This window comes from Pseudomonas alloputida (assembly GCF_021283545.2).
Lineage (GTDB): Bacteria > Pseudomonadota > Gammaproteobacteria > Pseudomonadales > Pseudomonadaceae > Aquipseudomonas > Aquipseudomonas alloputida.
The window spans coordinates 758,376-782,200 of sequence record NZ_CP128540.1 but is presented as its reverse complement, the minus strand read 5'-3'; the positions used below and the strand labels follow the sequence as shown (position 1 = coordinate 782,200).

At 54.4% G+C, this 23,825-nt stretch carries 25 protein-coding genes and 2 pseudogenes; 12 read left to right on the top strand and 15 right to left on the bottom strand.

Translation table 11 applies throughout. The features are described from left to right. Positions 1–65: 65 nt before the first annotated feature. Positions 66–887 carry an ABC transporter substrate-binding protein gene (locus LU682_RS03560; RefSeq protein ID WP_049586355.1) on the top strand — a complete coding sequence of 274 codons (822 nt, stop codon included), beginning with the start codon at positions 66–68 and terminating at the stop codon, positions 885–887. Then, positions 884–1,705 (top strand): amino acid ABC transporter permease, encoded by an 822-nt coding sequence (locus tag LU682_RS03555; protein ID WP_010951914.1) that lies wholly within the window; start codon positions 884–886, stop codon positions 1,703–1,705. Before LU682_RS03560 ends, LU682_RS03555 begins: the two co-directional genes overlap by 4 nt. Positions 1,706–1,766: 61 nt before the next feature. Here the strand turns inward: LU682_RS03555 and LU682_RS03550 are convergent, their stop codons facing one another. The 3 genes and pseudogenes from LU682_RS03550 to LU682_RS03540 all read right to left on the bottom strand — a co-directional run bounded on the left by LU682_RS03550 (position 1,767) and on the right by LU682_RS03540 (position 3,432). After that, positions 1,767–2,126: a hypothetical protein gene (locus LU682_RS03550; protein ID WP_049586353.1), complete on the bottom strand. Its 360-nt coding sequence runs from the start codon at positions 2,124–2,126 to the stop codon at positions 1,767–1,769. A gap of 5 nt (positions 2,127–2,131) precedes the next feature. Further along, positions 2,132–2,383 (bottom strand): annotated as a pseudogene (locus LU682_RS03545) (Hcp family type VI secretion system effector); the annotation flags it as partial. A gap of 119 nt (positions 2,384–2,502) precedes the next feature. After that, positions 2,503–3,432 carry a malate dehydrogenase gene (locus LU682_RS03540; RefSeq protein WP_060489749.1) on the bottom strand — a complete coding sequence of 310 codons (930 nt, stop codon included), beginning with the start codon at positions 3,430–3,432 and terminating at the stop codon, positions 2,503–2,505. 432 nt (positions 3,433–3,864) lie between these two features. Here LU682_RS03540 and LU682_RS03535 point away from each other — a divergent pair, with 432 nt between their 5' ends. Beyond that, the gene (locus LU682_RS03535) at positions 3,865–5,250 is read left to right on the top strand and encodes a GntP family permease (protein WP_010951910.1); all 1,386 of its coding nucleotides are present in this window, start codon (positions 3,865–3,867) and stop codon (positions 5,248–5,250) included. A 64-nt stretch (positions 5,251–5,314) separates the two neighbouring features. On the opposite strand, the gene LU682_RS03530 is transcribed toward LU682_RS03535, so the two are convergent. After that, a complete protein-coding gene (locus tag LU682_RS03530) occupies positions 5,315–5,542 on the bottom strand; it encodes a hypothetical protein (protein WP_014755271.1) in 228 nt (75 codons plus the stop codon). An 833-nt stretch (positions 5,543–6,375) separates the two neighbouring features. Next, positions 6,376–6,825 carry a GNAT family N-acetyltransferase gene (locus LU682_RS03525; RefSeq protein WP_010951909.1) on the bottom strand — a complete coding sequence of 150 codons (450 nt, stop codon included), beginning with the start codon at positions 6,823–6,825 and terminating at the stop codon, positions 6,376–6,378. 66 nt (positions 6,826–6,891) lie between these two features. On the opposite strand from LU682_RS03525, the pseudogene LU682_RS03520 reads away from it, so the two are divergent. Further along, positions 6,892–7,044 (top strand): annotated as a pseudogene (locus LU682_RS03520) (transposase domain-containing protein); the annotation flags it as partial. A 27-nt stretch (positions 7,045–7,071) separates the two neighbouring features. Here LU682_RS03520 and LU682_RS03515 read toward each other — a convergent pair. The 4 genes from LU682_RS03515 to LU682_RS03500 all read right to left on the bottom strand — a co-directional run bounded on the left by LU682_RS03515 (position 7,072) and on the right by LU682_RS03500 (position 9,999). Then, the gene (locus LU682_RS03515) at positions 7,072–7,482 is read right to left on the bottom strand and encodes an NUDIX hydrolase (protein WP_010951907.1); all 411 of its coding nucleotides are present in this window, start codon (positions 7,480–7,482) and stop codon (positions 7,072–7,074) included. An 87-nt stretch (positions 7,483–7,569) separates the two neighbouring features. Beyond that, positions 7,570–8,025, bottom strand: a complete 456-nt coding sequence (locus tag LU682_RS03510) for a GFA family protein (protein ID WP_010951906.1) — start codon at positions 8,023–8,025, stop codon at positions 7,570–7,572. 191 nt (positions 8,026–8,216) lie between these two features. Continuing rightward, positions 8,217–8,606 (bottom strand): hypothetical protein, encoded by a 390-nt coding sequence (locus LU682_RS03505; protein ID WP_010951905.1) that lies wholly within the window; start codon positions 8,604–8,606, stop codon positions 8,217–8,219. Beyond that, entirely contained in the window at positions 8,599–9,999 is a 1,401-nt protein-coding gene (locus LU682_RS03500; RefSeq protein ID WP_010951904.1) for a PAAR domain-containing protein, read from the bottom strand. The genes LU682_RS03505 and LU682_RS03500 overlap by 8 nt, the downstream gene beginning before the upstream one ends. A gap of 250 nt (positions 10,000–10,249) precedes the next feature. Here LU682_RS03500 and LU682_RS03495 point away from each other — a divergent pair, with 250 nt between their 5' ends. Both LU682_RS03495 and LU682_RS03490 read left to right on the top strand, forming a co-directional pair. Beyond that, complete coding sequence (locus tag LU682_RS03495) at positions 10,250–10,492, top strand: hypothetical protein (RefSeq protein WP_051122507.1); 243 nt, start codon at positions 10,250–10,252, stop codon at positions 10,490–10,492. A 167-nt stretch (positions 10,493–10,659) separates the two neighbouring features. Next, positions 10,660–10,842, top strand: coding sequence for a hypothetical protein (locus tag LU682_RS03490; protein WP_010951901.1), 183 nt, complete (start codon positions 10,660–10,662; stop codon positions 10,840–10,842). 31 nt (positions 10,843–10,873) lie between these two features. Here the strand turns inward: LU682_RS03490 and LU682_RS03485 are convergent, their stop codons facing one another. From LU682_RS03485 to LU682_RS03475, 3 genes are all read right to left on the bottom strand, one after another. Continuing rightward, positions 10,874–11,488, bottom strand: coding sequence for a DUF6198 family protein (locus tag LU682_RS03485; protein WP_010951900.1), 615 nt, complete (start codon positions 11,486–11,488; stop codon positions 10,874–10,876). Next, positions 11,478–11,660: a hypothetical protein gene (locus LU682_RS03480; RefSeq protein ID WP_049586345.1), complete on the bottom strand. Its 183-nt coding sequence runs from the start codon at positions 11,658–11,660 to the stop codon at positions 11,478–11,480. Before LU682_RS03480 ends, LU682_RS03485 begins: the two co-directional genes overlap by 11 nt. A 638-nt stretch (positions 11,661–12,298) precedes the next feature. Further along, a complete protein-coding gene (locus LU682_RS03475; RefSeq protein WP_060489711.1) occupies positions 12,299–13,126 on the bottom strand; it encodes an HNH endonuclease in 828 nt (275 codons plus the stop codon). Between the two features lie 716 nt (positions 13,127–13,842). On the opposite strand from LU682_RS03475, the gene LU682_RS03470 reads away from it, so the two are divergent. Genes LU682_RS03470 through LU682_RS03445 form a run of 6 tightly spaced genes read left to right on the top strand, consistent with a single transcriptional unit; the run spans position 13,843 to position 19,863 of the window. Beyond that, the gene (locus LU682_RS03470) at positions 13,843–14,793 is read left to right on the top strand and encodes a HamA C-terminal domain-containing protein (RefSeq protein ID WP_232857466.1); all 951 of its coding nucleotides are present in this window, start codon (positions 13,843–13,845) and stop codon (positions 14,791–14,793) included. Next, positions 14,790–17,387: a DEAD/DEAH box helicase gene (locus LU682_RS03465; protein WP_060489708.1), complete on the top strand. Its 2,598-nt coding sequence runs from the start codon at positions 14,790–14,792 to the stop codon at positions 17,385–17,387. Before LU682_RS03470 ends, LU682_RS03465 begins: the two co-directional genes overlap by 4 nt. 23 nt (positions 17,388–17,410) lie before the next feature. Continuing rightward, positions 17,411–17,707 (top strand): DCL family protein, encoded by a 297-nt coding sequence (locus LU682_RS03460; RefSeq protein ID WP_082412189.1) that lies wholly within the window; start codon positions 17,411–17,413, stop codon positions 17,705–17,707. Between the two features lie 50 nt (positions 17,708–17,757). Then, positions 17,758–18,672 (top strand): restriction endonuclease, encoded by a 915-nt coding sequence (locus LU682_RS03455; protein WP_060489706.1) that lies wholly within the window; start codon positions 17,758–17,760, stop codon positions 18,670–18,672. Beyond that, complete coding sequence (locus LU682_RS03450) at positions 18,665–19,420, top strand: sensor histidine kinase (protein ID WP_060489704.1); 756 nt, start codon at positions 18,665–18,667, stop codon at positions 19,418–19,420. The genes LU682_RS03455 and LU682_RS03450 overlap by 8 nt, the downstream gene beginning before the upstream one ends. Then, positions 19,420–19,863, top strand: coding sequence for a response regulator (locus tag LU682_RS03445; protein ID WP_060489702.1), 444 nt, complete (start codon positions 19,420–19,422; stop codon positions 19,861–19,863). Before LU682_RS03450 ends, LU682_RS03445 begins: the two co-directional genes overlap by 1 nt. 273 nt (positions 19,864–20,136) lie before the next feature. On the opposite strand, the gene LU682_RS03440 is transcribed toward LU682_RS03445, so the two are convergent. From LU682_RS03440 to LU682_RS03425, 3 genes are all read right to left on the bottom strand, one after another. Beyond that, on the bottom strand, positions 20,137–21,015 hold the full coding sequence (locus tag LU682_RS03440; protein WP_060489700.1) for a hypothetical protein: 879 nt from the start codon (positions 21,013–21,015) through the stop codon (positions 20,137–20,139). An 87-nt stretch (positions 21,016–21,102) separates the two neighbouring features. Continuing rightward, complete coding sequence (locus tag LU682_RS03435) at positions 21,103–22,743, bottom strand: DUF927 domain-containing protein (protein ID WP_082412190.1); 1,641 nt, start codon at positions 22,741–22,743, stop codon at positions 21,103–21,105. A gap of 52 nt (positions 22,744–22,795) precedes the next feature. Then, positions 22,796–23,752, bottom strand: coding sequence for a hypothetical protein (locus LU682_RS03425; protein WP_060489698.1), 957 nt, complete (start codon positions 23,750–23,752; stop codon positions 22,796–22,798). Positions 23,753–23,825 lie beyond the last annotated feature (73 nt).

Genomic DNA, 23,825 nt, shown 5'->3' with positions numbered 1-23,825 from the left:
TGGGGATTAGGGTTATAACTATTAAATACCCTATCACCCATTTGCCCAACATATCAGGTATGTACATGCGATTTTCTTCTCTGCTGGGTGCGGGCCTTGTACTGCTCGCAACTGCCACCCAAGCCTTTGCTGGCGCCACGTTGGAGCGGGTTGAATCGCGCAAGGAAATGGTCAACGTGTTGATGGAAAGCTACCCGCCGTTTTCCTTCCTCAATGACCACAACCAGCTCGACGGTTACGACGTGGACGTGGCCAAGGCAGTGGCCGACAAGCTCGGCGTCAAGCTGCGCCTGGAAACACCGTCCTGGGACGTGATTGCCGCTGGCCGCTGGAGCGGGCGCTACGACATCTGCATTTGCTCGATGACCCCGAGCAAGGCGCGCGCCGAGGTGTTCGACTTCCCTGTGGAGTACTACGCATCGCCCGCCGTGATCGTGGTCAATGCCTCGGATGAGCGCATCCATGACGCCAAAGACCTGGAAGGCCGCAAGGTGGGTTCGATCAGTGCATCGAGCTACGAAAGCTACCTGAACAAGAACCTGGTCATTGAAGGCAAGGAAGACCAGAAGATCGATTACCCGTTCGACTTCGTGCAGGCTGCGCCCTACGACACTGAAAACGTCGCCTTCCAGGACTTGGGCCTGGGCACTGGCGTGCGCCTGGACGCCATCATTACCAACCTGGTGACCGCGCAGCCGCGCCTGCAGCAAGACAAGCGCTTCAAGCTGGCCGGCGCACCGCTGTATGAAGAGCCCAACGCGGTGGCCATCGAAAAAGGCGACCCCGAGTGGGATGCCAAGGTACGCGAGGTGTTCGCCGAGCTGAAGGCTGATGGCACCCTGGCCAAGCTGTCGCAGAAATGGATTGGCGCCGACATCAGCAAATGAGCACCTTCCCTCACTCCCCCAAGCCCGTGGCAAAGCCTGCGGGCGCCGGCCTGTTCGGCTTTCGCACCCGGTTACTGCTGACCTGGCTGGCGCTGTTCGGGCTGTTTGTCGCCTTCTTCCTCAGCTTTGACCTGAAGTTCGCCATCATTCTGGAGAAGTTTCCCAACCTGGCCGGTTTCAAGCTGGGGCCCAATGGTTTTCTGCAAGGCGCCGCACTGACCCTGTTCCTGTGCCTGTGCTCGATGGTGGTATCCGTGCTGCTCGGCTTTGCCGCCGCGCTGGCACGGTTATCCAACAGCGCGGTGCTGGTGGGTGTGGCCAGCTTCTACACCTCGTTCTTCCGTGGCACGCCGCTGCTGATCCAGATTCTGCTGATCTACCTGGGGCTGCCGCAGGTGGGCCTGGTACCCGGCGCCATCAGCGCCGGCATCATTGCCTTGTCGCTGAACTACGGGGCCTACCTGAGCGAGATCTTCCGCGCCGGCATCCTCGGCGTGGCCCGTGGGCAACGTGAAGCAGCATTGGCGCTGGGCATGCGCACGCCGCAGATCTTCTGCCACATCATCCTGCCCCAGGCCATGCGGGTGATCATTCCGCCCACCGCCAACCAGTTCATTTCGATGCTCAAGGACTCGTCGCTGATTTCCGTGATGGGGGTTTGGGAGGTGATGTTTCTGGCGCAGTCGTATGGGCGTTCGAGCTATCGCTACCTGGAAATGCTGACCACCGCCGCCGTGATCTACTGGGTGCTGTCGATACTGCTGGAGCTGCTGCAGGCGCGCCTGGAACGGCATTTTGGCAAGGCTTATCAGCGCTGAGGGCTGCACGGCTCGTGCAAAACCGGCAGGCCTGACCGCGCCCCATGCAGGAGCGGCCAGGCTACGCGTAAGTGAAAATAATCAGCGCGGCGGCCAGCAGGATGTGAATGACCAACAGACTCACCAGCAGTCGTCTCATGCTTGAGGGGAAACGTTTGACTTGATCGAAGTCAATCAGCCCCCTGCGCACGAAGAGGCTCGGTATAGCCAGCACCATGGAGATCAAACCCGTACGCATAACCTTGCCCAGAAGGCCTGCACGTTGAAACGTGATTTTATTGCCGGTCACGAAGCTACAGCGCGTTAGCAACGACTCGTAGTACTCAGTGTATTTATGTGCGATGAAACACTGTACGACCATCGCCAGCATCATGGGTGCAAGAATCAGAATCGCAATTAGCCCAGGCTCAACTTCGTTCACTCCGACACTTCCTTGAGATGCGGGTCCGAGCAGCTGGCTTCCAGCCGCTTGCAACTCGCGCTGTCGAGAAACTTGGTGAACGTGAAGTTGGTCAAGGTGGTACGTCCCGATGTTGCACCGCCGGAAGAACCTGCGGTAGCCGACGTGCTTTGATTGACACCGAAGTTGTAGCCGTTGATCTCGATCCAGTTGGTGTACTGCTCATCCAGCGCTTCGCCAGCGATGTCGTCGATTTGGATGAAAGCGTCGAAAGCCATGCCTACCTCTCCTTGGTAAGGGTGGGTCTGAACCCCAATGAACGGGTGTGACAGGTACGGAGGCAAAGTGTTCCCCCCACTGCCCGAGCCGCCACACCCGATGCATGACGCTTCAAGCCCTACAACGCCTTCATCTCGGCAATATCCCGCGCCACCTGGTCTGCAGAGTGGTCGAACATCGCCTGCTCCTGCGCATCCAGCGGCAACTCGATAATCCGCGCCAGCCCCTTCTCCGCCAGTACGCAGGGCCCCCCCATGGCGATATCCGTTCGCCCATACTCGCCCTCAAGAATCGCCACCGCCGGCAAAATACGGTTCCGCCCATTGGCGATCGCATCGACCATCTGCGCAATGGCCACGCCCGGTGCATCGCAGGCGCTCCCCGTCTTCTTCAACCCCAGAATCTCGCCGCCGCCCTTACGGGTGCGCTCGACAATCTGTTCGATCTGCTCGCTGGACAGGAAGTGCGACAACGGCACCGAGCCAATCTGGCAGTAGCGCATCAGCGGCACCATGCTGTCGCCATGCCCGCCCAGCACCAACGCCGTGATATCCCGTGCAGAAAACCCGGTTTGCTCGGCGATGAAGCACTTCATGCGCGCGGTATCCAGCACCCCCGCCTGCCCGAACACCTTGTCGCGCCCCTGCCCGCTGACGCTCCAGGCGCGGTAGGTGAGCACATCGACCGGGTTGGACACCACCAGCACCGTCGCAGTCGGCGCGTGGTGCTTGATATCCGCCATGATGCTGTCGAGGATTGGCAGGTTGGTACTCAATACATCCTGGCGCGACTGGCCGGGCTTGCGCGGCACGCCCGCCGTGATCACCACCAGCTCGGAACCCTCCAGCATCTCGGCTTTGGCCCCGCCGTGAACATGGGTATCGGAACCTGAATCCACAGCCGCCTGCCAAACGTCCAGCGCCTTGCCCTGCGCCAGCTCACCCTGCACGTCCATCAACACCAGCTCACGGCACAACTCATCCCGGGCGATGATCTGCGCCGCCGCCTCGCCGACCAGACCGGCACCCACAATCGTTAATTTGTTCACCAGACACCTCCCAGCGGCGCGCGCCACTAGGAACACGCCTGCGTATAGAGAGAAGTATTGCCTGCCGGGGCTAAATGGCCACCCAAGACGATGCGACGACCTTCACTTGACAGTATTCCATGGCAGCGCGAATACTTTGGCCAGATTCATATAGATGACCATACAACAAGGTGAATCAATCAGTGAACATGCTGCCCAAGCGCCCCGTCGCCACACCATCGCCCACCGGCCTCAGCGCCACGCCTCCCTGCTGCCCATCTTCCGTTGCCAGGCGACCGCCTGTGAGCGGCAGATAGCGCAAAGCCGCGTTCCCTTCCTCGAAACCGTAGCAGCAGCCGCAACGGCAGCCACCTGGGCATGCCCCGTGGAAACGCCCGTCACGCCTTCAAACCCTGAGTGCAGCCGAGCGCCAGCCCAACCGAGACTCCTTGAATGACTCCCTTAGATATACAGCTATTACTGACGGCATTGGCCAGTGTTCTGGTGCTGGTGGCGCTCATCGTTTCGCGCCTGAAAATGCACCCGCTGCTGGCCTTGCTGGTGGTGTCCATTGGCGTGGGCTTCGCGACGCATATGGCGCCAGGCAGCATCGTCTCCCACCTGCTCACCGGCGCCGGCAAGACACTGGGCGCAGTGGGGGTGGTGATTGCGCTGGGTGCGATGCTCGGCAAGATCCTGGCTGACGCTGGCGTCACGGAGCAGGTCGCGGATGTCATCCTCAAGCGCACCCCCGACCGCATGATCCCTTGGGCCATGATGCTGGTTGCCTTTGTCATTGGCATCCCCATGTTTTTCGAAGTCGGCCTGGTGATCATGCTGCCGCTGATATTCAGCGTGGCGCGCAAACTGGAAAGCAAGGCGCGCTTCAAAGGCTCGGCGTACGTGTATGTAGGTGTGCCGGTCATTTCGGCGCTTGCCGCCATGCACGGCATGGTACCGCCGCACCCAGGCCCCCTGACCGCCATTGCCGTGCTCAAGACCTCGGTGGGGCCCACCATGCTCTATGGCTTCCTTGCCGCCATTCCGGCAATGATCCTGGGCGGCCCGCTGTACGGCATGTTCATTTCACCGCGCATGAACACGCGGCCCGATCAGGCATTGCTGGACCAGTTCACACTGGCTGAAAAAGCCGATGGCCAACCCCGCCCCGGGGTAATGGTCGGCATGCTGGCCGCATTGCTGCCGGCCATCCTGATGCTGGTGCATGCCGTCGCCGAGATGCTGCTGCCCAAAGGCAATGCGCTGCTGGAGATGGCCAGCTTCCTGGGCAACCCGCTGATCGCCATGCTGCTGGGCGTGCTGTTCGCCGGCGCCAGCCTGGTGCTTGCGCGCGGCGGCGACGCCGAACAGCTGCGCGATGCACTGGGCAAAAGCCTCAAGCCGATCGCCTCGATCATCATGATCATTGCCGGTGGCGGTGCCTTTCAAGAGATGCTGACCAGCGCCAAGGTAGGCGATGCCATTGTGCACCTGACCCAGCAATCTGCCTTCCCTCCCCTGATTCTGGGGTGGCTGATCGCGATGCTGCTCTCGGTGTCTACCGGTTCCGCCACGGTCGGTATCGTAGGGGCTGCCGGCTTGCTGGCGCCGCTGGCAGGTGCAGACCCAAGCCTTAACCTGCCTTTGCTGGCCCTGTCCATCGGCTGCGGTTCGCTGTTCTTCAACTATGCGAACCATGCAGGCTTCTGGATGGTGAAAGAATCCTTTGGCATGACCATGGGCGAAGCCACCAAGACCATTTCGGTGGTGCAGTCCATCGTGGCGGTGGTTGGGCTGATGGTGGTGTTGATGTTGAATGCGGCCATCACCATAGGTTGAACTCGAGTCAACGGGGGCTGCGCAGCAGCCCCAATCTGGCCCCACCCTCGAGCACCGATCTGGCCTAACGCTGCAGATCCTGCTCGCTTCGTTCCATTACCTTCCCACACTGCTCACTGGCCAACCGGCTGATGATCCGGATCGCCTGATGGATACCGGCCGTGTTGCGAAAACTCAGCCGCGGGTTGTGTTCGCACTCGAGCATTTCGTCGTGCTGGACCAGGGCCTCGCCTAGCAGTTCGAGGGTCCAGGCGTAGCTTTGGATGGTGGAGAGGCGTTCTTGGTCAGACATGGCGGGCCTCCGGTTGGGTGGAGACGAAGCGGGGTTGGCTGAGAGTGAAGTAGCTGAGGGCCGTTGAGGAACGGCGGAGGAGAACGGATGCGAGGATCCTGTATGGACTTGAGATGAGCATGCATGCGGTCCTTTTCGATTGAAGCACCACGCTGACCGTCGCCAAACGATTAGGGTGGCAGCTGTACGCAGGTTGGCGAACCGAGGAAAAGGAACTCGGCAGACCCGAAGGTCTCCCACGCACAGCCGCCATTACACGAAACTGCGGACGCAAAAAAAGCGCCTGCAATCGTGGTCGGGGGCGCCGATGCGCCTTTTCGTTCGGGTCGCCAAACCCGGTCGCGGAGTTGGCCGCGACTGGAGCACGGTAGCGTCGTGGGGGCTGCAATGCAAGGTTTGGGGGGATGCGAATGGACGCTGGGAGTTGTAGGAAACGTCGGCTAAAACGGGTTGGTATCAAGATCTAGTTGAAGGTTGGTAGCGGCGTAAATGGGGAGACAGGAGTCGAATCAGGCACCTGAAAGCTAAAAAAAACCATCAAATCAGCTATTAGATCTTCTCGAATGTATACCTAAATCCAAAGATACAATCTGCGACACCTCACTCACAGTCTTTGCTACAGAGGTGCGCTGACTAGCGCGACTCGTGGTGCCCCCGCTAAGCCGGACGTCCCTCCGTAGCGATGTCAGCCGTGCCGCTCAGCAGGGAGGCTTCAACAGCCGCTGGCGAATTGCCGGTAGCGTACGATGGTTGTTCTGCTCTGATAGCTAAGTGCTTTGCCCATCTTTGACTAGGTGGGGTTCATGGAGCGCTTACAATAATCTGGGCTTATCCTACAGCAGCTTCTCCATAACAATGGTGCGTTCCGCTCCATGAAACTCGTCGCGGATTTTTTGGTAACCCAACGCGGTATAAAACCTTTCAGCTGTAATCGACGATGGCACACGTACAGCTCCAACGCCTGCGCTGGCAGCAGTTATATGAATGACATCCATCAAATGCCGCCCGATACCGCCTTTCTGGTGAGCAGGGTCAACGAAAACACTTCTGACCACATCACCGTCGAGACCGGCAGTGCCAACGATGTTTTCGCCCAGTAAGGCTACAAAGACCCTGCGCTTCGTAAGCTGTGTGGTGATGGCTTCAGGAGAAAAGCTCTGCTCAACCTGAGCGATCACATCAGGCGGATAGTCCTGTGAATTTGACTCACGCAGGGCGGCTATAATTACGCGGCTTATCGCTGCTGCATCTCTGCTCGTGGCGGGACGAACGTGACATTTCATGCTGATACCTCAATCCTATAGGATTCCAGCTTAGTGCATTACAATGTGCCTTCCCCGGACGCTTACAAACGGGCGGCTGCAGTCATGAGCCTAATCTGATCGGCTCGCATGAATGGGCATGATCCGTATGCCTACCTCAAAGAGGTGCTGACGCGGCTTCCGACGCAGCGGGCCAGTGTGATTGGGCAACTACTACCACATCAGTGGATGCCGGCCTGACTACCCCAGGGAAAGCTGTAAGCGCACTTAGGCTTCAGTGAGCCTTTTCCGAATAAAGCTCAAAGCATCCTTGAAAACCTGATGCCAATTTTCAGAGGGCTCGCTCATGAGAGGATGCCAAAAGAATCTGAATTCATGGCCTCCATCATCTTCTGCAAAATGCACCCAAGTATCAGGAAGGTCTTGGGCAACATGACATTCATGAAATGCCCATGTGTGTCCAGTTACGATGAAACGCCGCTCCCCCAAATGTCGCCCAACTGTCGACGGAATACCTGCTTCTTCTTTCAGCTCTCGAACCGCAGCCAGGTCGGTTGCCTCACCTGGCTCGACACTGCCTTTGACCAGCTGAAAGCCTGCTAATGGATGCTCGAACGCTAAAATCTCCAGCGTTTCCCGGCCTCGCAGAACTACAGGACAAGATTTTTCTGCTTCCATGCCGTCACACCTCCGATCCTTACACGTGAGTTGGGAAGCATAAGCGAAGCAAGCTGCCTGACCGATGAGCCCGCCTTCATCTTAACCTCACCCTTGACCCCACTCCGGGTTACCTTCATACCGCAGCCACCCCGCAACCCCCACTCCCCCATCTACCCGATCCTTAGGATGAACACGCCCTTCACTAACCGGCACATCTGCAAAATCAAACGGACTCATCCCCTCAATACACGCAACATTCACACCATACTGATCCGGCGCAGAACGCCGCTGGTGGAAGGTATAGATACCGCACCTCGAGCAGAAGTAATGCTTAGCTTCCCGTGTATGGAACTGATAAAGGGTCAGTGCCTCCTCCCCTTGCGTCACAGTGATATCGCCTAGATTGGCTGACACGGCCACGGCCCCGCGCATGCGGCAGAGCGAACAGTTGCACCTGCGCGCGGTACGCAGACCATCGGTCAAACGCAGTTCAAACCGTACAGTCCCGCAATGGCAGGCTGCTTGGTAAACAGGGCGATCATCCTTTTTTTCATCAGTCATAACGTTTCCCTGGCCTGAGAAGGCAACCTGGATATCCACGAGACAAAGGCCCAAATCTATGTACTTTAGCCTGACACTATGATTGCCTCCCGGGAAGTGGTGTAACTGAACCAGACTTATGGCTTTCAGTGGAATCGAATCGGGACTTGCGAAGGATCCAGTGAGAGCTACGATCTCCGTGGCATCAACGTTCACGCCTTGATGAATACATAGGTCACCCACATCCAAGCGAAGCCAAAGGCCGTCAGCCACGCGGATACCTGTAGAGCCAACTTAAGTTTTGCAGGGAAGTTTTCCAGTTCTTCGATGTCCAGATGCCCTCGGCGCATATGTACGCCAGGCCAAATGAGTATTCCACAAAGAAACGTTATCAGCAGCCACCGAGCGCCAAAGCGCCGCGTGCCCAAAAACAGTTTCATTTGCTCCAGGCCGGGATGACTTTGGATAGCCGCGGTTGCAACAGTGAAATTTCTTGTACCCGCGATGAATGCACTGACCGCACAACCGGCCGACGCGATCACGAACGGACACGCCAGCATTATCCACTTCAGCCACACGGGCCAACTCTCGAACTCAGTCATAATGTGATTCGTAGATCAACTCGCCCATTTGCTCACCGCCCTCCGCACCGGCGATGCTCCCAGCAAAAGCCCCTCCCCCGACCAGCGCAATGCCACATACCGGCGCCCCGAAACCCGCGGTACCAGCAGAGAACACCCCACATACAGCGAGCGCAGTGATCCCAGCAATCTTGCCACCCACGATCCCTCCCGCCAGCCCCCCAGCGAAAGCACCTGCCTCAGACAAACGAATTTTTTTGCAGCCTTCGGTTTCCCCTGCACGGCAGGCCTCTTGGACTTTCAGATAGGAAGATGTACCACCTAAGCCAATTCCGACATGCCCACCATACCGAAGGTACTTACTAAGCTTCGCCACTTTGTCCAAGTATGTGGCGTACCCAGGAATCTGCCCTGGCCCGCCGGCTTTCGACCAATGATGCACAAGGCTCTTGGTCGAGATATTCAAGCTTTTCTTCAGCCGCTCGTAGGCCCCTAGATTCAGATGTTTATTTAGAAAAGTCGCCTTCAGCTGACCATCTAGCTGCTCCAATAACAGCCGTCGTTCGGCGAAGAACGATGGACTATTCAGATGGCCATGGCGCAGAAATTCTTGCTGATGCAAACGCTCGATGTTGCCAAGTGTGCTGCGAAGCTGCCGGAGGCCGTGGTCCATCATGTCCTTACCCACACCCATGGAGAGACTGGCGTCACTAAGCAGCCCGGCAATTTCAGCCTGATACTCCATCATGAAATCTGACTCGGCAAAATCGAGTACAGCCAAGGAACGTCGCGCGCGCTCGGCGGCCGCCATGAGTTGGCCCTCCTCCTGGGTGCAGGCATAACCGTTATCCGGATCGCCGATGACGAAGATTTCCCCTGCCTTGAACCCCTGCTCGAAAGTCGGGTTAAGGCGTTGCAGGTACGAAATGGGCAAGGTCGAATCATGGCTAGCCAGCTCCAACAGAATCTGCGGGAACGACATGCTCCGGGGCACCACATAGAATCCCGGCTGCATCTGCCCAGGCAACCCGCCAACCATGGCGGGCGAAGCCCCTGCCAAAGCGCTAGAGCTCCCAGGGCCGGCGGGTGTGAGGCTAGTGCGTACGGCAACCGGCAGCCGCGGCGGGGGCATTTCCCCTAAAGGCGCCACCACCCGGTTGCTACCCTCTGGGCAACCGCAATCAACTAACGCGCCATCCATCGCGACTGGCTGGCCATCCGAGATGAAGTGCCACACCCCTTCGACGACCTTTCCTTCCAGCCCGCAAAGTGGACAAGGTGTGGTGGGATCCCCCATCCTCAGGACCATTCGTCCTTCGTCGAGGTAACCTTCCCCGGTGGCGATGCAAATCGCACCTGTGGTGGTCACATCACCGTCTACTGCTTGGCCAAGCCCATCCAGACTGACGCGCATTTCAGAGTCCCTTGCGAACTGTAGGAGCGAAAGAACCTAACAGCTAGGAAGGGGCAAATGAGGCCTCGAGCAGCTAACGAGACGATTCCTACGAGCAACGCGGATTTAGGACTAAGCACAACCTAGCGGTTTGGGAACTAGAGCCCTCCCCCTTTTTGTTCACTCCCGCAAATAAAAAAAGGGGGACAGACCCGAATGGCACTAACTTAACGTGCTTCGGGTGCCCTTTTTTTGTGTCGGAGGCAGAGCGATGACCAAAGCACGGCGCACTGGCATGACCTACGAAATGGCCAACCACATAGACCGTCACAACCGGACAACAAAAGGCCCGATGACGATTAGCCAGGAGCTGACAGCCAGGATTATGAACAAGGCCAAAGACCTTGCATTGCAGTATGAACACCGCGCCGTTGTCGGCCTCACAGGCAAGGCGCGAGACGCGCTAGCCCGTGATGATAGTGTGGCCAGCATCATCAAGGAATTGCAGCTGTAGCGGCGCGCCAGAGCTTCACAGGGGTGGCCTGGCCCTGGCCGCCACCAATGAGGCTATGCGCCAGATGATCAGCTTCGGCTCGATGTTGGGCCTGGAGCCGGCCAACCATGCGCGGATCATCGGGGGCAACAGGCAAAGCCCGGCGAATGAATTCGCCGCCCTGCTGAATGCGTGATTTCGCGACCGTCCGCGCGCTGGAGCGGCACCTGCGCAACGCGGGCGTGCCCAAGTCGCTGGCCACCAAGATATCCAGCCAGGTGACGGACGAAACCGCGCGCCGGCTGCTGCCGCTGCACGTTCGGTTTTGGATTGTTGCACGGGCCATGACCGCCAGGCCCCGGAAAATCTGAGTTCCAGGCGGTGCCCAGCATCACATTCAAATCAGCCCCGATACCGGCCAGGCTTGTGCCAGCGGATCAGCACCAGGTTCATTGCGACGGTGCCGACCGCCGACCAGGCCATTTTGTCGGCGGGCAGGTAGAAGGCCGCGACCAGGAACAGCGCCGCATCGCAAGCGAGCTGCGCCACGCCGGCGTTAACGCCGAATTTCCGCTGAAACCAGAGAACCATCGAGCCTGTACCGCCCATGGATGCGTTGTGCCTGGCCAGGCAAAGGATGCCCATTCCCAGGAGCGTTCCGCCGAGCGCCCACCCCACCGCCGGGTCGATGCCAGCAACGTTTAACGCCGGGGTAACCAGCTTAACGCCCAGGCCAAGGGCGAAGCTGACCAGGACGCTTTTCAGGGTGAAGTTCCGCCCCATCGTGAACAGCGCAAACAGCAGGAACGGCACGTTGATAGCCGGCACCAGGATCGACGACGGGTAGGGGGTGACGAACGAGGCCAGCAGGGCCATTCCAGCAATGCCCCCGGTGATCAGCCCGCTTTTGCCCAGGATGGCGATTCCGGTCGCGGCCAGCGCGATGCCAGTGAACAGCCCGTATGCGTCATCTAGCGCGCTGTGGCGCGGGTAGAAGGCGTGGGTATCACAGCTCATAGGGCGCCCCCATTAGCGTCGTAGCGCGCTGGCGCAGGCCTTCCACTGCGGTGACGCGGGCAATCTCGATGCCCTGGCGAACGATGATAACCACGGTTCCATAGATCACTTGTTCGAGGATGAATTCAAGGCTCGACTGAGCGTCGGCCAGGTCGTATTTCACCTGGTGCACGGTGCGGGTTCCTTTTGGGAGGGTGGCTCGAAAGGTGGGTTTCACCTGGGGCGCCGTGGGCCAGGGTAGGCCTACAGGCGAGGGGAAATGATGGCGCGGATTGTGCGAAAAGTGCTTTCTAACTTTGCAGGGTATGGGGGTATTCTCGAATGGACTATGCGCAGACTGGTAGAAACTCAGAAAATCTATGCGCCGGCGCGAAAATGATCGGTTTCGATAGGAGCCTAATAAATCCGATCCTGGCGCGCTGCTGGCTGCACGAAAACACTCCCACATCTAAAGCGATTCGGGCGACGCAGAGATAAATACCACCAAAAGGTGGGGGTTTGGGTTTACTGCCACCCGGTCGGCGCCGCTGGTGAAATCCCCGGAAAAGCGGATATTTGGGCAGTTTGCTGTCACGCTGCTGGCACGCTGGGCGGGAGGTGATAGCGGGAGGCGCTGGAGGCATTGAATTGACTGGTGCGGAGACAGGAACCAAAAATGGTGCTTACAAGCCACATAAAACAAGGGGCCGATAAAAATCAATCCTTACGCGTATCCCTAAACGTATCCCTAAACCAAAATCCACTGTCTGCTCAGGACGCGGCGCACTGCAAACCCTGTTTGTTCTCGCCTCCATAATGGATTCGTAGGTATCAGGCCGAACCACGGAAAATTGTCATACGATGGTACTGAAGGAAAGGTATGGCACCTGGATTGAATGCAACCTTTTTGGGAGCGTTTACGCCGTATATGGATTGATCTTCTTGACTGAGGGCGTTCGAAACCAAAAGGTTCCCCTCATCGGAAAATGAGATAAAACCTTCATCGAGCAATCCATGAAGTGCCACATTCAAAATAATACTGTTGTAAGGGTTCAGCATATCGGATTCGCTATCGCGTTTAGATGCAGCAACTCCTTTGATATGGGCAGCCTCCAACAGACATGTCGCTCCGCTAAGCGCACATTTGGGCTCCCACAATTCTAAGGCTTTGGCCCTGAAATCCATTTGAAATGTCCTCATCTCCCGTGTGACCTGGCGAAACATCGGACCTTCAGGGTTGGCTCTCAAGCGTTTGGAGGTCACTAGGATTTTTCCTGACGACTCGATTTCGAGCGCTAACTCCTCGTCAGAAACTTCCTCTAACAGCTCAAATGGAATTTCAACCCAACCCGATGTAGGACTGAGCAGTGGAGAGCTTTTCTTCCTACCGTGGCGCCACGCATCCTTTCGTTGAGGCTCAGGCCCACCCGCAACGATGAAGGTCTTCCTCCCCCCCTCCACATACGCTTTTTGAATCGATCTGAGAGCCTCAAAGTACGGTGATAATTCCGGTTCAGCTTTGTAACCATGAGCGTACTGGCCGCTTAACCCAGCGAATGGCAGGAGTGCTCGTGCTTGGCCCTGCGGCGATCTGCTACTGACCGGCACCCAGATCGTGGGGTCACCCTTCTCGTAGATTTTAATTTTGAGGTAGCTCAAGACTTGGCTCCCGTGATTGACTGTTGAATAGGCAGGCCGCAATGCATCAAAAGTAGCTCGGTATCATTAAAGCGCCTTTCATCAGCGCCGGGCCAGCCTGAAGCTGCCGGGGACCCTGAGGTCTTCCAAGGGATACGGGGACGGAAACCCGCGCAGCTTTGCTAGCGGCTGCCAGGTTGACGATGGTTGACAGTTGACGAGGTTGACGCCTCCCGAAGAGAAGGGTCAGTAGCCTGGTGAATGGTTGATTGGGTTCACCACCCAGACGGGTGTGTTCACCCGGTTCACCTGTTCACTAAGCTGGGCCCCCTGCTGCTAACAAAGTCCCGCGGGTTCCCAGCCCCGTACTACGAGGTAGGTGCCAGGGTCCCCGGGATCCTTTGCACCACAAACGCTTCGAGGAAACTCATTCCGCTGAGGGTGCGTGACATACGGGGCGGAGGGGTTAAGAAAAAGGGTGTAACAGGTGTCACGGGTGTTGCAGTTCGCGCAAGCCATTGAATTTCTTGGATTTATTGTTGATACACGATTTGCAGCCTTCCTAGGAGGCTCGTGTTACAAGCCCCTCGCGTGTTACAAGGCGTTGAATCAGCTTGCAGCTTGACTAAGCATGCGATAAGCATCAGCAATTGCGTGGACTAGAAGAATTCTGCTGGTTACATTTACGGCTTATCCAGCCCACCTGAAGGTCAACAGACGAACGCCACGGAGGCTATTTGTCAACCATTACCGCTAACGATCTCGAGAATGCCCTCACAGGAAACCCAGAGGCACTCCAGGTCCATCTCACGCTAGTAGAACGAGACGTGTCTGTAGAAGGACACTTAGTCAAAATTCACTGCCATTGTCTTTCGGTAGATGGAAATGGGCGTGTTCAGCCAAATCGCTTAGCTGAGTTCATGCGGAATTCCATAGTTGACTACGCGATCCCAAGATCGAAGTTGGCTGAAGCGAAAGCCCGCGACATTAGGTTCAACAGCACCGAAGCCGTGGCGGAGCTTGTGGAACGAGCCAAACGTTCTTTCACTGATTTGGCGAAGACTGGGGAAGGAGGAGAGATGCTATTGTTTTTATTAGCAGAGCGTTTCCTCAAGCTCCCTCAGATACTATGCAAGATGGATTTAAAGACTGACTCACGCATGCATTTCCATGGAGCAGATGGGGTATACGCAGACGTCTCACCTGAAGGCACCTTGAAACTATTTTGGGGAGAGTCAAAAATATATTCAGATCCAAATGCCGCCATTCGCGACTGTTTCAACTCTCTTGCTCCTTTCCTAATTGAGCCAGAGCACGAAAGCGCGGCTCGGGAACGGGATCTATTACTCTTAAGCGATAAAGCTGACCTCAGCGATCCAGCGCTCACCGGAGCGCTTAAGAAATACTTTGATAAGTCATCAGTCATGTCAAATAGGGTTCAATATTGTGGTGTAGCCCTCATTGGCTTCGATGCATCTTTCTATCCTCAAGAAAATGCAAAAGCGGTTGCTGAGGAGCTTGTGAGTGCTTCCCGAGCAGAACTCACAGGCTGGTGTAAAAGTATTGGAAACCGCCTTAAGCTGGAGAAACTCGATCAAATGGAAATCGAGGTGTTCTGTTTGCCTTTACCTTCAGCTGAAGGATTTCGGGATGCGTTTCTCAAGGCTATGGGAATTAAGACTCAATGAGTATCGCTTCTCTCCAATCGTGGCTTCTCGAAGACGGTGTAAGAGAAGATCTAGATGCGATTACGCTGCTCACCGTAAGAAATGAACTCGACAACCTCACGGTTGACTCCTCTGCACCTTCTTCCTCAGAGATAGACTGGCCTAGATTGTTGCTCGCGGGCAGCATACTGGCTCGATCCGAAAAGAGGGTTGATCAAGAAGCGGCTCTCAGAATCGCAACTGCAGTGATTTCATTAACCGAAGATCAGGCATACAAGGACGCCGGTTATGTTTTACTCGGTAAGCTTTCTAATTTCCGAGCTACCTCGTTAGCAGTTAACCGCGGTTTGGTTGCTCCAGGTCTAGAAAGCAGACTAGGTGTCGCTTTGCGTCTAGAAGCTCAGCGCCGTGAAATGAATCGTTCTATCCTCTTACAATCGAGCGGGGCGTGGGTACAAGTTAACGACTTTCAGCAAAGTTTTTGGACTAATGCGAGCGGAAACCGATGGCTATCTGCGTCAGCCCCTACGGCCTCAGGCAAGACATATCTTGTCCTTCAGTGGTTAATAGATCAAGTTATAACTGGCGAAACAAAGGTTGCGGTGTATCTCGCACCAACGCGCGCGCTTGTATCCGAGATTGAAACCAGCCTTACAGAGCTTCTTAGCGATACGGAGCTAGTTGAAGTATCATCACTTCCGCTACCCGCCAAGTACAAAGCTGCCCTTACAGGCGGAGCACGGCTGATATTAGTATTTACCCAGGAACGGTTACATCTCCTGGCAAATATTCTTAACAATTCAATTTCAATTGATTTACTCATCGTGGATGAGGCACACAAGATCGGTGACAGTCAGCGTGGCGTAATTTTACAGGACGCGATCGAGCGAGTCACACGCGCCAATCCAAAACTTAAAGCAGTCTTTATAAGTCCGGCGACTCAAAACCCCGAAGAGTTGCTAACCGACGCGCCTGAAGGTGTTCAGAAAACCTCAATTGATAGCGACTCCTCCACAGTGCTTCAGAATTTGATAGTCGCTAATCAAATGCCTAGAAAAGCGAAGCTATGGTCGCTGACACTGCGACAGCAGAACTCGACGATCCCTATCGGAACTCTTCAACTTTCAAGCACACCTGTTGGGCTAAAAAAAAGGCTCGCATTCATCGCAGCAGCAATCGGCGAGAGGGGGGGGACGCTCGTTTATACAAATGGTGCTAGCGAGGCAGAAGATGTAGCCGATTTGATAAGTCAACTACTACCCGGCTTTAATAGCATCGATCCGGAACTTATCGAGCTCGCTGAGCTCGCCCGCAAAGGAGTACACCAAGACTTTCGCCTCGCCCCGTTAGTTGAGTCAGGCGTGGCTTTTCATTACGGCAATATGCCGTCGCTGCTTCGGCTGGAGATAGAAAGACTATTCAGGACAGGTAAAATTCGATTTCTGGTATGCACGTCAACTTTAATCGAGGGAGTCAACCTTTCGTGTCGAACTATAGTAGTGCGCGGTCCGCGAAAAGGGAGAGGCCACCCCATGGAACCGCACGATTTCTGGAATTTAGCCGGCCGGGCAGGCCGATGGGGTGACGAGTTCCAAGGGAATATCATCTGCATTGATCCAGACGACAATCAAGCGTGGCCTACCGGGGTGCCTAGCCGTGCGCGCTATCCGATAAAACGGGAAAGTGATGCGGTTCTCGAGGATTTTAATGGTATGGCGAATTACCTCACCCAGCGTGCGGTATCGGATCTGCCTGAAATTGAGGAAACTGATAAGTTCGAGCAGGTCGGTGCTTATCTACTAACCACGTACATGCGTCTCGGTACCATATCGGTTGCGAATCTCGCAAAACGCCATGACGCGTCGTCTATTGTGATGCTCGATCAGGCCCTCAATGTTTTGGCCCAGAAAATTGAGATCAACATTGATTTAGCTATTCGGCATCCAGGAGTAAGTGCGTTAGGACTTCAGCGTCTCCTTGAAGCCTTCCGGTCCTACACAGGTGACGTCGAAAATTTACTTCCAGCTGAAGTTGCGAGCAATGATAGCTACGACAGATTTGCAACTATCATGGCGCGAATTAACAGACACTTGTTCCCCGCTTTCACCCCCGAAAACCGTATCAGACTTTACTCACTGATCATTATAAAATGGCTAAAGGGATACTCATTAGCCAGGATCATCCGCGATAGTATTGAGTGGCATCAAAACGCCAATAGACCGTTCAAATTACCCGAACTGATACGCAGCACAATGGAATTAGTTGAACAGATTGCCCGCTTTAAAGCACCAAAATATCTCTCAGCGTACATGGATGTTCTGCATCTATATCTTCGCGAAATCGGCCGTGAGGATCTAATTGAGGAAGGTTTAGATATTGGAACCCAGTTAGAGTTCGGTGTCTCGTCAACTACCCTCCTTTCGCTTATGGAGCTAGGGCTTTCCCGAATGAGCGCTGTAGCTATGTATGAAAAAATTGCTCGTGACGACCTTAGTAAAGAAGAGTGTATAAATTGGTTTATAGCGCGAGTGGGGCAGCTGCCAGCGATGGGAATTCCTGCAATCATTATTCGTGAAGTACGTGAACTTCTGATACCTAATTCATCTGCCACTTAACCCCTCCTAAAAGGAGATTAGATATGCCTGCAAAGCCCATTACTCTAGGTCCACTTGAATTCGACCGTAGGGGAGACGCGGTCAAACATTTAAGAGCCATGCTGCACCGGTATGATGTTGGAGATCGGGTTAACTCCGATGACGCGGTGATTTTGCAAGCTGCGTTAGAGCATCATCCTAACTCCGCTTCGAAAATTGGATGTGGAGTTATCGGTTTCAGCGTTCGAAGTGCTGACTATGGCACGAAATGCTTCTGGCTAAATCGATCAGACGGATCGACCGAGAAGTTCTCCATAACTGGTGCCATCCACGGAAAATAGAAGTTTCGCATAAGAGCTATTTTCAAGGACTACTTTAGAAGGATTTTCCGTTGGGAATCTTAGACAGCTTAAAAGCGTTGGATCCAAGGCTATTTGAGAACCTATCATATGACCTCTTAACGCAGTCAGGAATAACCAACCTAGTCTGGCGAACACCTGGCGCCGACAGAGGCAGAGATCTAGAGGGTGAATTTCCCGTCATTGACTTTAGTGGAACCGGCTTCACTGAAAAATGGTACATTGAGTGCAAGCGATACGAGTCGTCTATCGATTGGCCGACTGTCTTTGGAAAGCTCTCATACGCCATTAATAACGGCGCTGACTATCTCCTAATGATAACTACTTCTAACCTTTCAACCAATTGTGTGGACGAAGTAAATAACTGGAACAGTAAGAATAAATACCCCAAGATAAGGTGCTGGCCAGGATATTATCTTGAAAACTCCCTACAGCTTTTCCCATCTATCCTTTTGAAATATGGTCTCACTTCAAATTCAGCCATTGTTCCTCCTGCTTTCCTTCAACTAGCCCAAACGGTGGCAAAGACAACTGCTGCCGCTATGGGCAGAGACTCACTAGAATCCAAAAATCAAGAAAACCGAGAGCTTACATTTGCTGGGTCGCTTGCAGAGTTGATGCAGGCAAAAATGATGCAACATGAACTTGAAGGAAAAATAAGCCCTTCGCCATTTAACGCAAAAGTTGACGGATTCGAAGGCGACAACTACTCAGAAAAAATATACCCAGTAGATAAATATGCACTTAGGGCTTTGTTAGCTTTTGTGCGCATGCTCAAGAAAAGCTCATCAATTGATGTAAGCTCAATTCAAAAAGACAACTCCATAATTATTGATGCCGATATTTCAATGCAACCAGAGAGCGACATCCAGCTACTAAAACTCGTTGCATTCTGGGGATCTTTTCAGATAGAGCACCAAGCAGGAGTCATAAAGATTCATGAATGACAACAACTTCGAATCAAAAGCAAATGAAGCTCAGCGCATTGATCTTCTATTTCTTGGAAACTTTGTCCACCAACTTGTTAATCCTTTAAACGGCGTAGCTGGAACATTAGATAATGTGGTAGATGGCATATATAAAGGCGCAGAAATAAACCAAAAGATTAACGCCGCAAGAGCACAAATCGAACAATGCATTCACCTTACAAAAAATCTTGCTTTTTTCTCTGAGATTTCTTCCGAACAAAAACTCTTGAGCGCCCCAAAGAAAGAGGGCATTGTAATTTTACCTCAATCTATAATTGAGGCACTTCAATTTTACTCAGAGCTTGGAGCCAAAAGGAACATTAAAATTGGCTTAACTGACAAGGTCACGCAATACAAGATCAAGGGAAGACCGGAGGCATTACGGCAGGTTTTTATGAACCTATTTGACAACGCAGTTAAATATGGGATTCCTGACACAACAATATCCGTTACCCCAACCGTACAAAAAAAGACTGGGGCGCTGAGGGTATCATTTGAGAACCACAGCATTGGATTTTCGTCGCACGATGCTGAGAAAATATTTGCATTAGGATTTCGTAGCCAAGAGGCTAAAGCATCCATCGCTTTGAGCACTGGACTTGGTCTGTATTTATGTCGAGAAATTATGCGGACGTTTTTCGGCGGAGATGTTACCGCAGCTCATAGTAGGCGGCGTGGCATTTCAACCTTCACTGTAATTTTTCCCAAGGACTCGTGGTACCTATAATGAAAAAATATTTAGAAAAAACAATTCTTCTTGCAGACGACGAACCAACCAATCTTGATTGGCTAATCGACTTTATCAACCACATAGGCTTTAATGTCGAGATTGCTCTGACTGCTAGTGACGCGATACAAAAAATTCAAACCGATGACTACAGAGCCCTTATCATCGACTTAAACATCCCTAAAGGTGAAGGTTTCCACCCACAAGGAAATGAGCCCACACTATTCAAACAGTATCCAGGACTCCATATAGCCAGATCCGCCAGAAATAATGGCAACAACCAACGCAGAGTCATTATCTACTCGGTCTATCAGACCGAAGAACTTGCAAAAGAAATAGAAAAATTCGGCTGCGAATACGTTTCGAAGCAAAGACCAAAACTAATAAAAGAAACAATTAAGTCCGCAACCGACTTCGACCCAAAGGCGACCAGCCAGAATTGATCTTACTTTAAGCCGCGGAAACCAGTTAGGTTTCCGCTAAACTACAACCCCTTTCTTGCAGCGAAACAACGAATGCAAAACCAATAGATTGGGGATCTACCGCCTTATACTCTCCACTCCGAATGATACACGCGCACTGAATATGCTCAGGGCATCCTATTCAACTCATGCGCAATTAAAACTCATAGTTACACAATTAACATAGTTTATATGAGATATCCACTCGAAAAACGCATTACCGCACACAGTTAGGCAATGCGTTCGGCGCTTTCTTTAGGACAGGGCGCTATTTTTTTGGTGATCTATGAGTTTGATATCTATGATCTGAGCGGGGGAATATTGATGGCTCATTACAGCCAAATCGCTGTCACTCCAGTGAGTGTAGCTTTCCAACTGACTACTTACATGAAAGCGATGAAATGCCATCCCTTCACGCCCCATGTAACGCTTCGCAGCATACAGTTTTGCACCTAGCTCAAGAAGCTCTTTCACCGCTACATCCCACTGTTCTTCCAGGCGTTCCAGTGCGATGACTACCGCAGACCGTTCTGCTTTGAGAACTTCCTTAGCTGCTTCCTCGATATGCACGTCGATAATGCCAATTTCCTGCTCCATGGCAGCGATTATTAAACCTTGGCGGCGCTCATGGTCTCTCGCTGAGCTCAAAGCCTTCGCCGCTTTCTGCATGTCATCGGCAGCTTTTTTCTCACCCTCGTCATCGCTCCAAGCAATCGCTTGTGCATAGGCCCGTGCGGCCTCTTCTTCAGTCTGACGAGCAACGGAGATAAGCTTCTCGGTCTGGTTCTTGATTTCTACCACTCGAGTGTTCAGTACCTTCCGCTTGCCCTCTAGGTCCACCTTATCAGTTGTCCAGTTGCTCATGGTCTCTTTGTACTCAGCCATCAGTTCGGAGCTATTTGCCTTTCGGCCATACCATGCAATGTCCTGATCGATGGCGGAAATCCTGTAATTGAGGTTGTCGACCTTCGACTTTGCTTCTTGGCGAGGTATCTCAAGGCTCTGTCCGGCCGGCGTTACCGCGAAGTCTGGGTCACACAAGTGCGCTTCCCATTGGGCGATTTGCTGTTCTAGCTCCTGGAGTTCTGTTTGATATTGCCTGCGTTCAGTGTTCAGTTTTTCAAGGCTTTTCATTGATCTGTCATCCTAGAGTTGAGGTTATGGTTGAGCGGCTGGCGAGGCCGGACACGCCGGTGTATGCCTCATGTGGAAAAGCTGCTTTTAGGCAGCCGTTGCCTCAGCCAGCGGACCCTCGGTGCTTGGTTCACTGAGCACCACATAGCAGCGCTGCATTCCCATGCCAGGCAACCTCACAGTGCAGGACGCCTTTCCGTCCTTACCGCTCTGGAGAACGCCCCGCTCTATCAGCTCGCGGTTAACGGCCGTGATGTTCATTCCCCGGAACACCTCCGATCGCCACGCCTCCGGGAGCACGTAGTAGGTGATGGTCGTGTGCATGGTGTCGCCCATGCCGTGCTCCATTGTTTTGCGAAAGCCCAAACGGTCGATCGTGCGAGGGCCGTGCTCATCGATCTTCGCGGCGACGGACTCCCACCGCGTGAAACGGCTCTCGCCGAAGCGCTCAATGACTTGGCGCAGGCGTGCCATGATGGCTTCCCCCTCCATATTCCCAGCACCGCCGCGCTCCGCCAGCCATGCGTGCAGGCAAACGCGAGCTGCCGTGAGCGCAGCGCCGTCTGGCCAGCCGGTCACGCCCAAGGCAGTTGCGAGCTCGCCCGCGGCCCCGGCCAGGCCGAAGCGAAGAGCAGCACGCTGGACCTGCCCACTTGCTGACGTCGGGAGGTTCTGTGCGATGAACTGCTCGACCGTACGACGCATGATGCTCACCAGGCCGGGAAGCTTGCCGGGAGCGCACAGGGCCTCCAGGAATGCTGTGAGCGGCGTACCATAGAACTTGCTCACCCGCAGCTTGAGTGCATCGGAGAGCGTCGCGGCATCTTCAAATCCACACAGGGTGTCGAACATCCCTAACCCTTTGCTGGCGTTCGCCGGTACCGCCAGCATGCGAACCTCCATGCCAGCCTTAAGCTCTTTGTTGGCTTCAGCCATGTGCTGCGCCAGCGTCTTCTCACCAGTCGAAAGAAACAGCAGGCGCCATTCCTGTACGGTACGGCCTGCTTGTCCTCGATCATTCGCCCGGGCTTTGCCGGTGCCATTGCCGAGCATGTAGACGGTCTCGCCGATAATGCGAGCGTCGCACATGCCGATTTCATCCAAGATCAACAGTCCATCAGAGTGCGCCGCAGCGATTGACTCAAGCGCATTGTCGGTCGATCGCCATGACCGTACCAAGCGTGGTCCGCCGTACACCGAGGCGGCTACCTGCAAGTGCGTGGTCTTCCCACCAGAACTGTCACCATAAAGGTGAAAACCGCCAGACTCGTGTCCCAGCAGATGAAGCAAGGGGCCAGCAAAGGCCGTGCTGACCACAAACGCCAAGCGATGATTACCGACACAAAGAGCGCCGATCTGGCTCTGCCACTGCTCTAGGGTGCCCGCCTCGTTGATTGGCGGGAGCTGGGCTCCAGCGTCATAGAAGTGCAGGTGCTCACCATGCTGACCGACCTGACGATCAGGCAGCAGGAATGCATTGTTGTGCCAGCCCAAACGGGTACGCGTCCATGCTTGAACCTCGGAAAGAACCCAGGCTACCGGGGCACCCCGGGCGGTGCTGTTGCTCAGCTTCACCGGCAGCGGAAAGCCACTCTCGGCCTGCTGCATCAGCTTGTAGATCGTGGGGCGGGCCAACCCGACAATGGCCATCACTTCAGTGATGCGTATCAGTGTGGTCTGCGGGTCGCGCCCAGAATGGAGGGTGTTTGCTGCGGAGAGAGTGGTCATAGTCATGCCTATATCTACAGAGACAGGCACAGACTAAAAACTCAAAAACGAATCAACACGGTCCGCTCGTTTTTCTTTTTTTCCTCGGGCCGTACTCTCCCAGCGCTCTGAGATTTTCCCTTATCGTGTCGCGCGTTCCGATTCCCTCTATGCCGACCAACCTGGACAGCAGTGCCTTAGGTTCAATTTCAGGATAGGACTTCTTGATACGCTCAACGGCGGCCCGAGTGAGCTCCCGCTTCTTCGCCTTTCCATCTTGAGTAGCGGTACCTGGCCGACTGTTCCCCTTGCCAGCCAAGCGCGCCCTCTCGGAGCTTTTCACGGTGTAGATTTTGTCGATCATCGTTGGGAAAAAACTACCTGGCTGAATCGTCCCAGAGCTCAACGCGACTTCAGACTGGCGATGAAGGTCAGCAAGCATCAAAACCTTTTCCGATTCAGCCACCCACTGGGCAAAGGTCTCTCTGACCTCAGCTTCCCTGCCCGGTTGGGTACGGCGTTGGCGCTCAACCATGGTGTGAAAAAACTCGGGATCATTCAGCCTTAGGAATTCGACTAAGTCAGGGTTGATGTCGTACACATTTAGCTCAACATTCCCCAACCAGTCAGCCAGCACCTGAACAGCGTCCAGCGCTTGCGCGAAGGCGTAGCTCGCCGCCATTCGAGAGCTAGAAATAGCTTCAACTTGACCTAGCACCTGACGCACTACATCCGGCAGCGAAAACGACTGGGCATAGCACAATCGCTCGTAAATGAGATCTCGCTGCCTGAACGTCTCATGGATTACCCGCCTTGCTTGACTAGAATACCCCAAGCCTTCCTCGAGCCAATATGAAGCTGCCTCGTTTATCACATCAAATGCCTGGCGAAAGTGCTCACGAAACTCAGGGAAAAGTGCAGCTTCCGCTACAGCATCCTCCATCATCTGGATCTCATCGAGCAGGCTACTGATGTCAGTATTCGCAAGCGCGAACGTGAATTGCTCCAACTCATTTTCGGACCAGATCACACCCCACGCCCCCTTGATCGAAAAATGAGCCTGCGCGATAGATGATCGCTAAGCTGCCGACAGGACCGACAGG

Coding starts and splice junctions, on each gene's coding strand:
- LU682_RS03560 (WP_049586355.1), top strand. CDS start 66: ATGCGATTTTCTTCTCTGCTGGGTGCGGGCCTTGTACTGCTCGCAACT.
- LU682_RS03555 (WP_010951914.1), top strand. CDS start 884: ATGAGCACCTTCCCTCACTCCCCCAAGCCCGTGGCAAAGCCTGCGGGC.
- LU682_RS03535 (WP_010951910.1), top strand. CDS start 3,865: ATGACTCCCTTAGATATACAGCTATTACTGACGGCATTGGCCAGTGTT.
- LU682_RS03530 (WP_014755271.1), bottom strand. CDS start 5,542: ATGTCTGACCAAGAACGCCTCTCCACCATCCAAAGCTACGCCTGGACC.
- LU682_RS03525 (WP_010951909.1), bottom strand. CDS start 6,825: ATGAAATGTCACGTTCGTCCCGCCACGAGCAGAGATGCAGCAGCGATA.
- LU682_RS03515 (WP_010951907.1), bottom strand. CDS start 7,482: ATGGAAGCAGAAAAATCTTGTCCTGTAGTTCTGCGAGGCCGGGAAACG.
- LU682_RS03510 (WP_010951906.1), bottom strand. CDS start 8,025: ATGACTGATGAAAAAAAGGATGATCGCCCTGTTTACCAAGCAGCCTGC.
- LU682_RS03505 (WP_010951905.1), bottom strand. CDS start 8,606: ATGACTGAGTTCGAGAGTTGGCCCGTGTGGCTGAAGTGGATAATGCTG.
- LU682_RS03500 (WP_010951904.1), bottom strand. CDS start 9,999: ATGCGCGTCAGTCTGGATGGGCTTGGCCAAGCAGTAGACGGTGATGTG.
- LU682_RS03495 (WP_051122507.1), top strand. CDS start 10,250: ATGACCAAAGCACGGCGCACTGGCATGACCTACGAAATGGCCAACCAC.
- LU682_RS03490 (WP_010951901.1), top strand. CDS start 10,660: ATGCGTGATTTCGCGACCGTCCGCGCGCTGGAGCGGCACCTGCGCAAC.
- LU682_RS03485 (WP_010951900.1), bottom strand. CDS start 11,488: ATGAGCTGTGATACCCACGCCTTCTACCCGCGCCACAGCGCGCTAGAT.
- LU682_RS03465 (WP_060489708.1), top strand. CDS start 14,790: ATGAGTATCGCTTCTCTCCAATCGTGGCTTCTCGAAGACGGTGTAAGA.
- LU682_RS03460 (WP_082412189.1), top strand. CDS start 17,411: ATGCCTGCAAAGCCCATTACTCTAGGTCCACTTGAATTCGACCGTAGG.
- LU682_RS03450 (WP_060489704.1), top strand. CDS start 18,665: ATGAATGACAACAACTTCGAATCAAAAGCAAATGAAGCTCAGCGCATT.
- LU682_RS03445 (WP_060489702.1), top strand. CDS start 19,420: ATGAAAAAATATTTAGAAAAAACAATTCTTCTTGCAGACGACGAACCA.
- LU682_RS03440 (WP_060489700.1), bottom strand. CDS start 21,015: ATGAAAAGCCTTGAAAAACTGAACACTGAACGCAGGCAATATCAAACA.
- LU682_RS03435 (WP_082412190.1), bottom strand. CDS start 22,743: ATGACCACTCTCTCCGCAGCAAACACCCTCCATTCTGGGCGCGACCCG.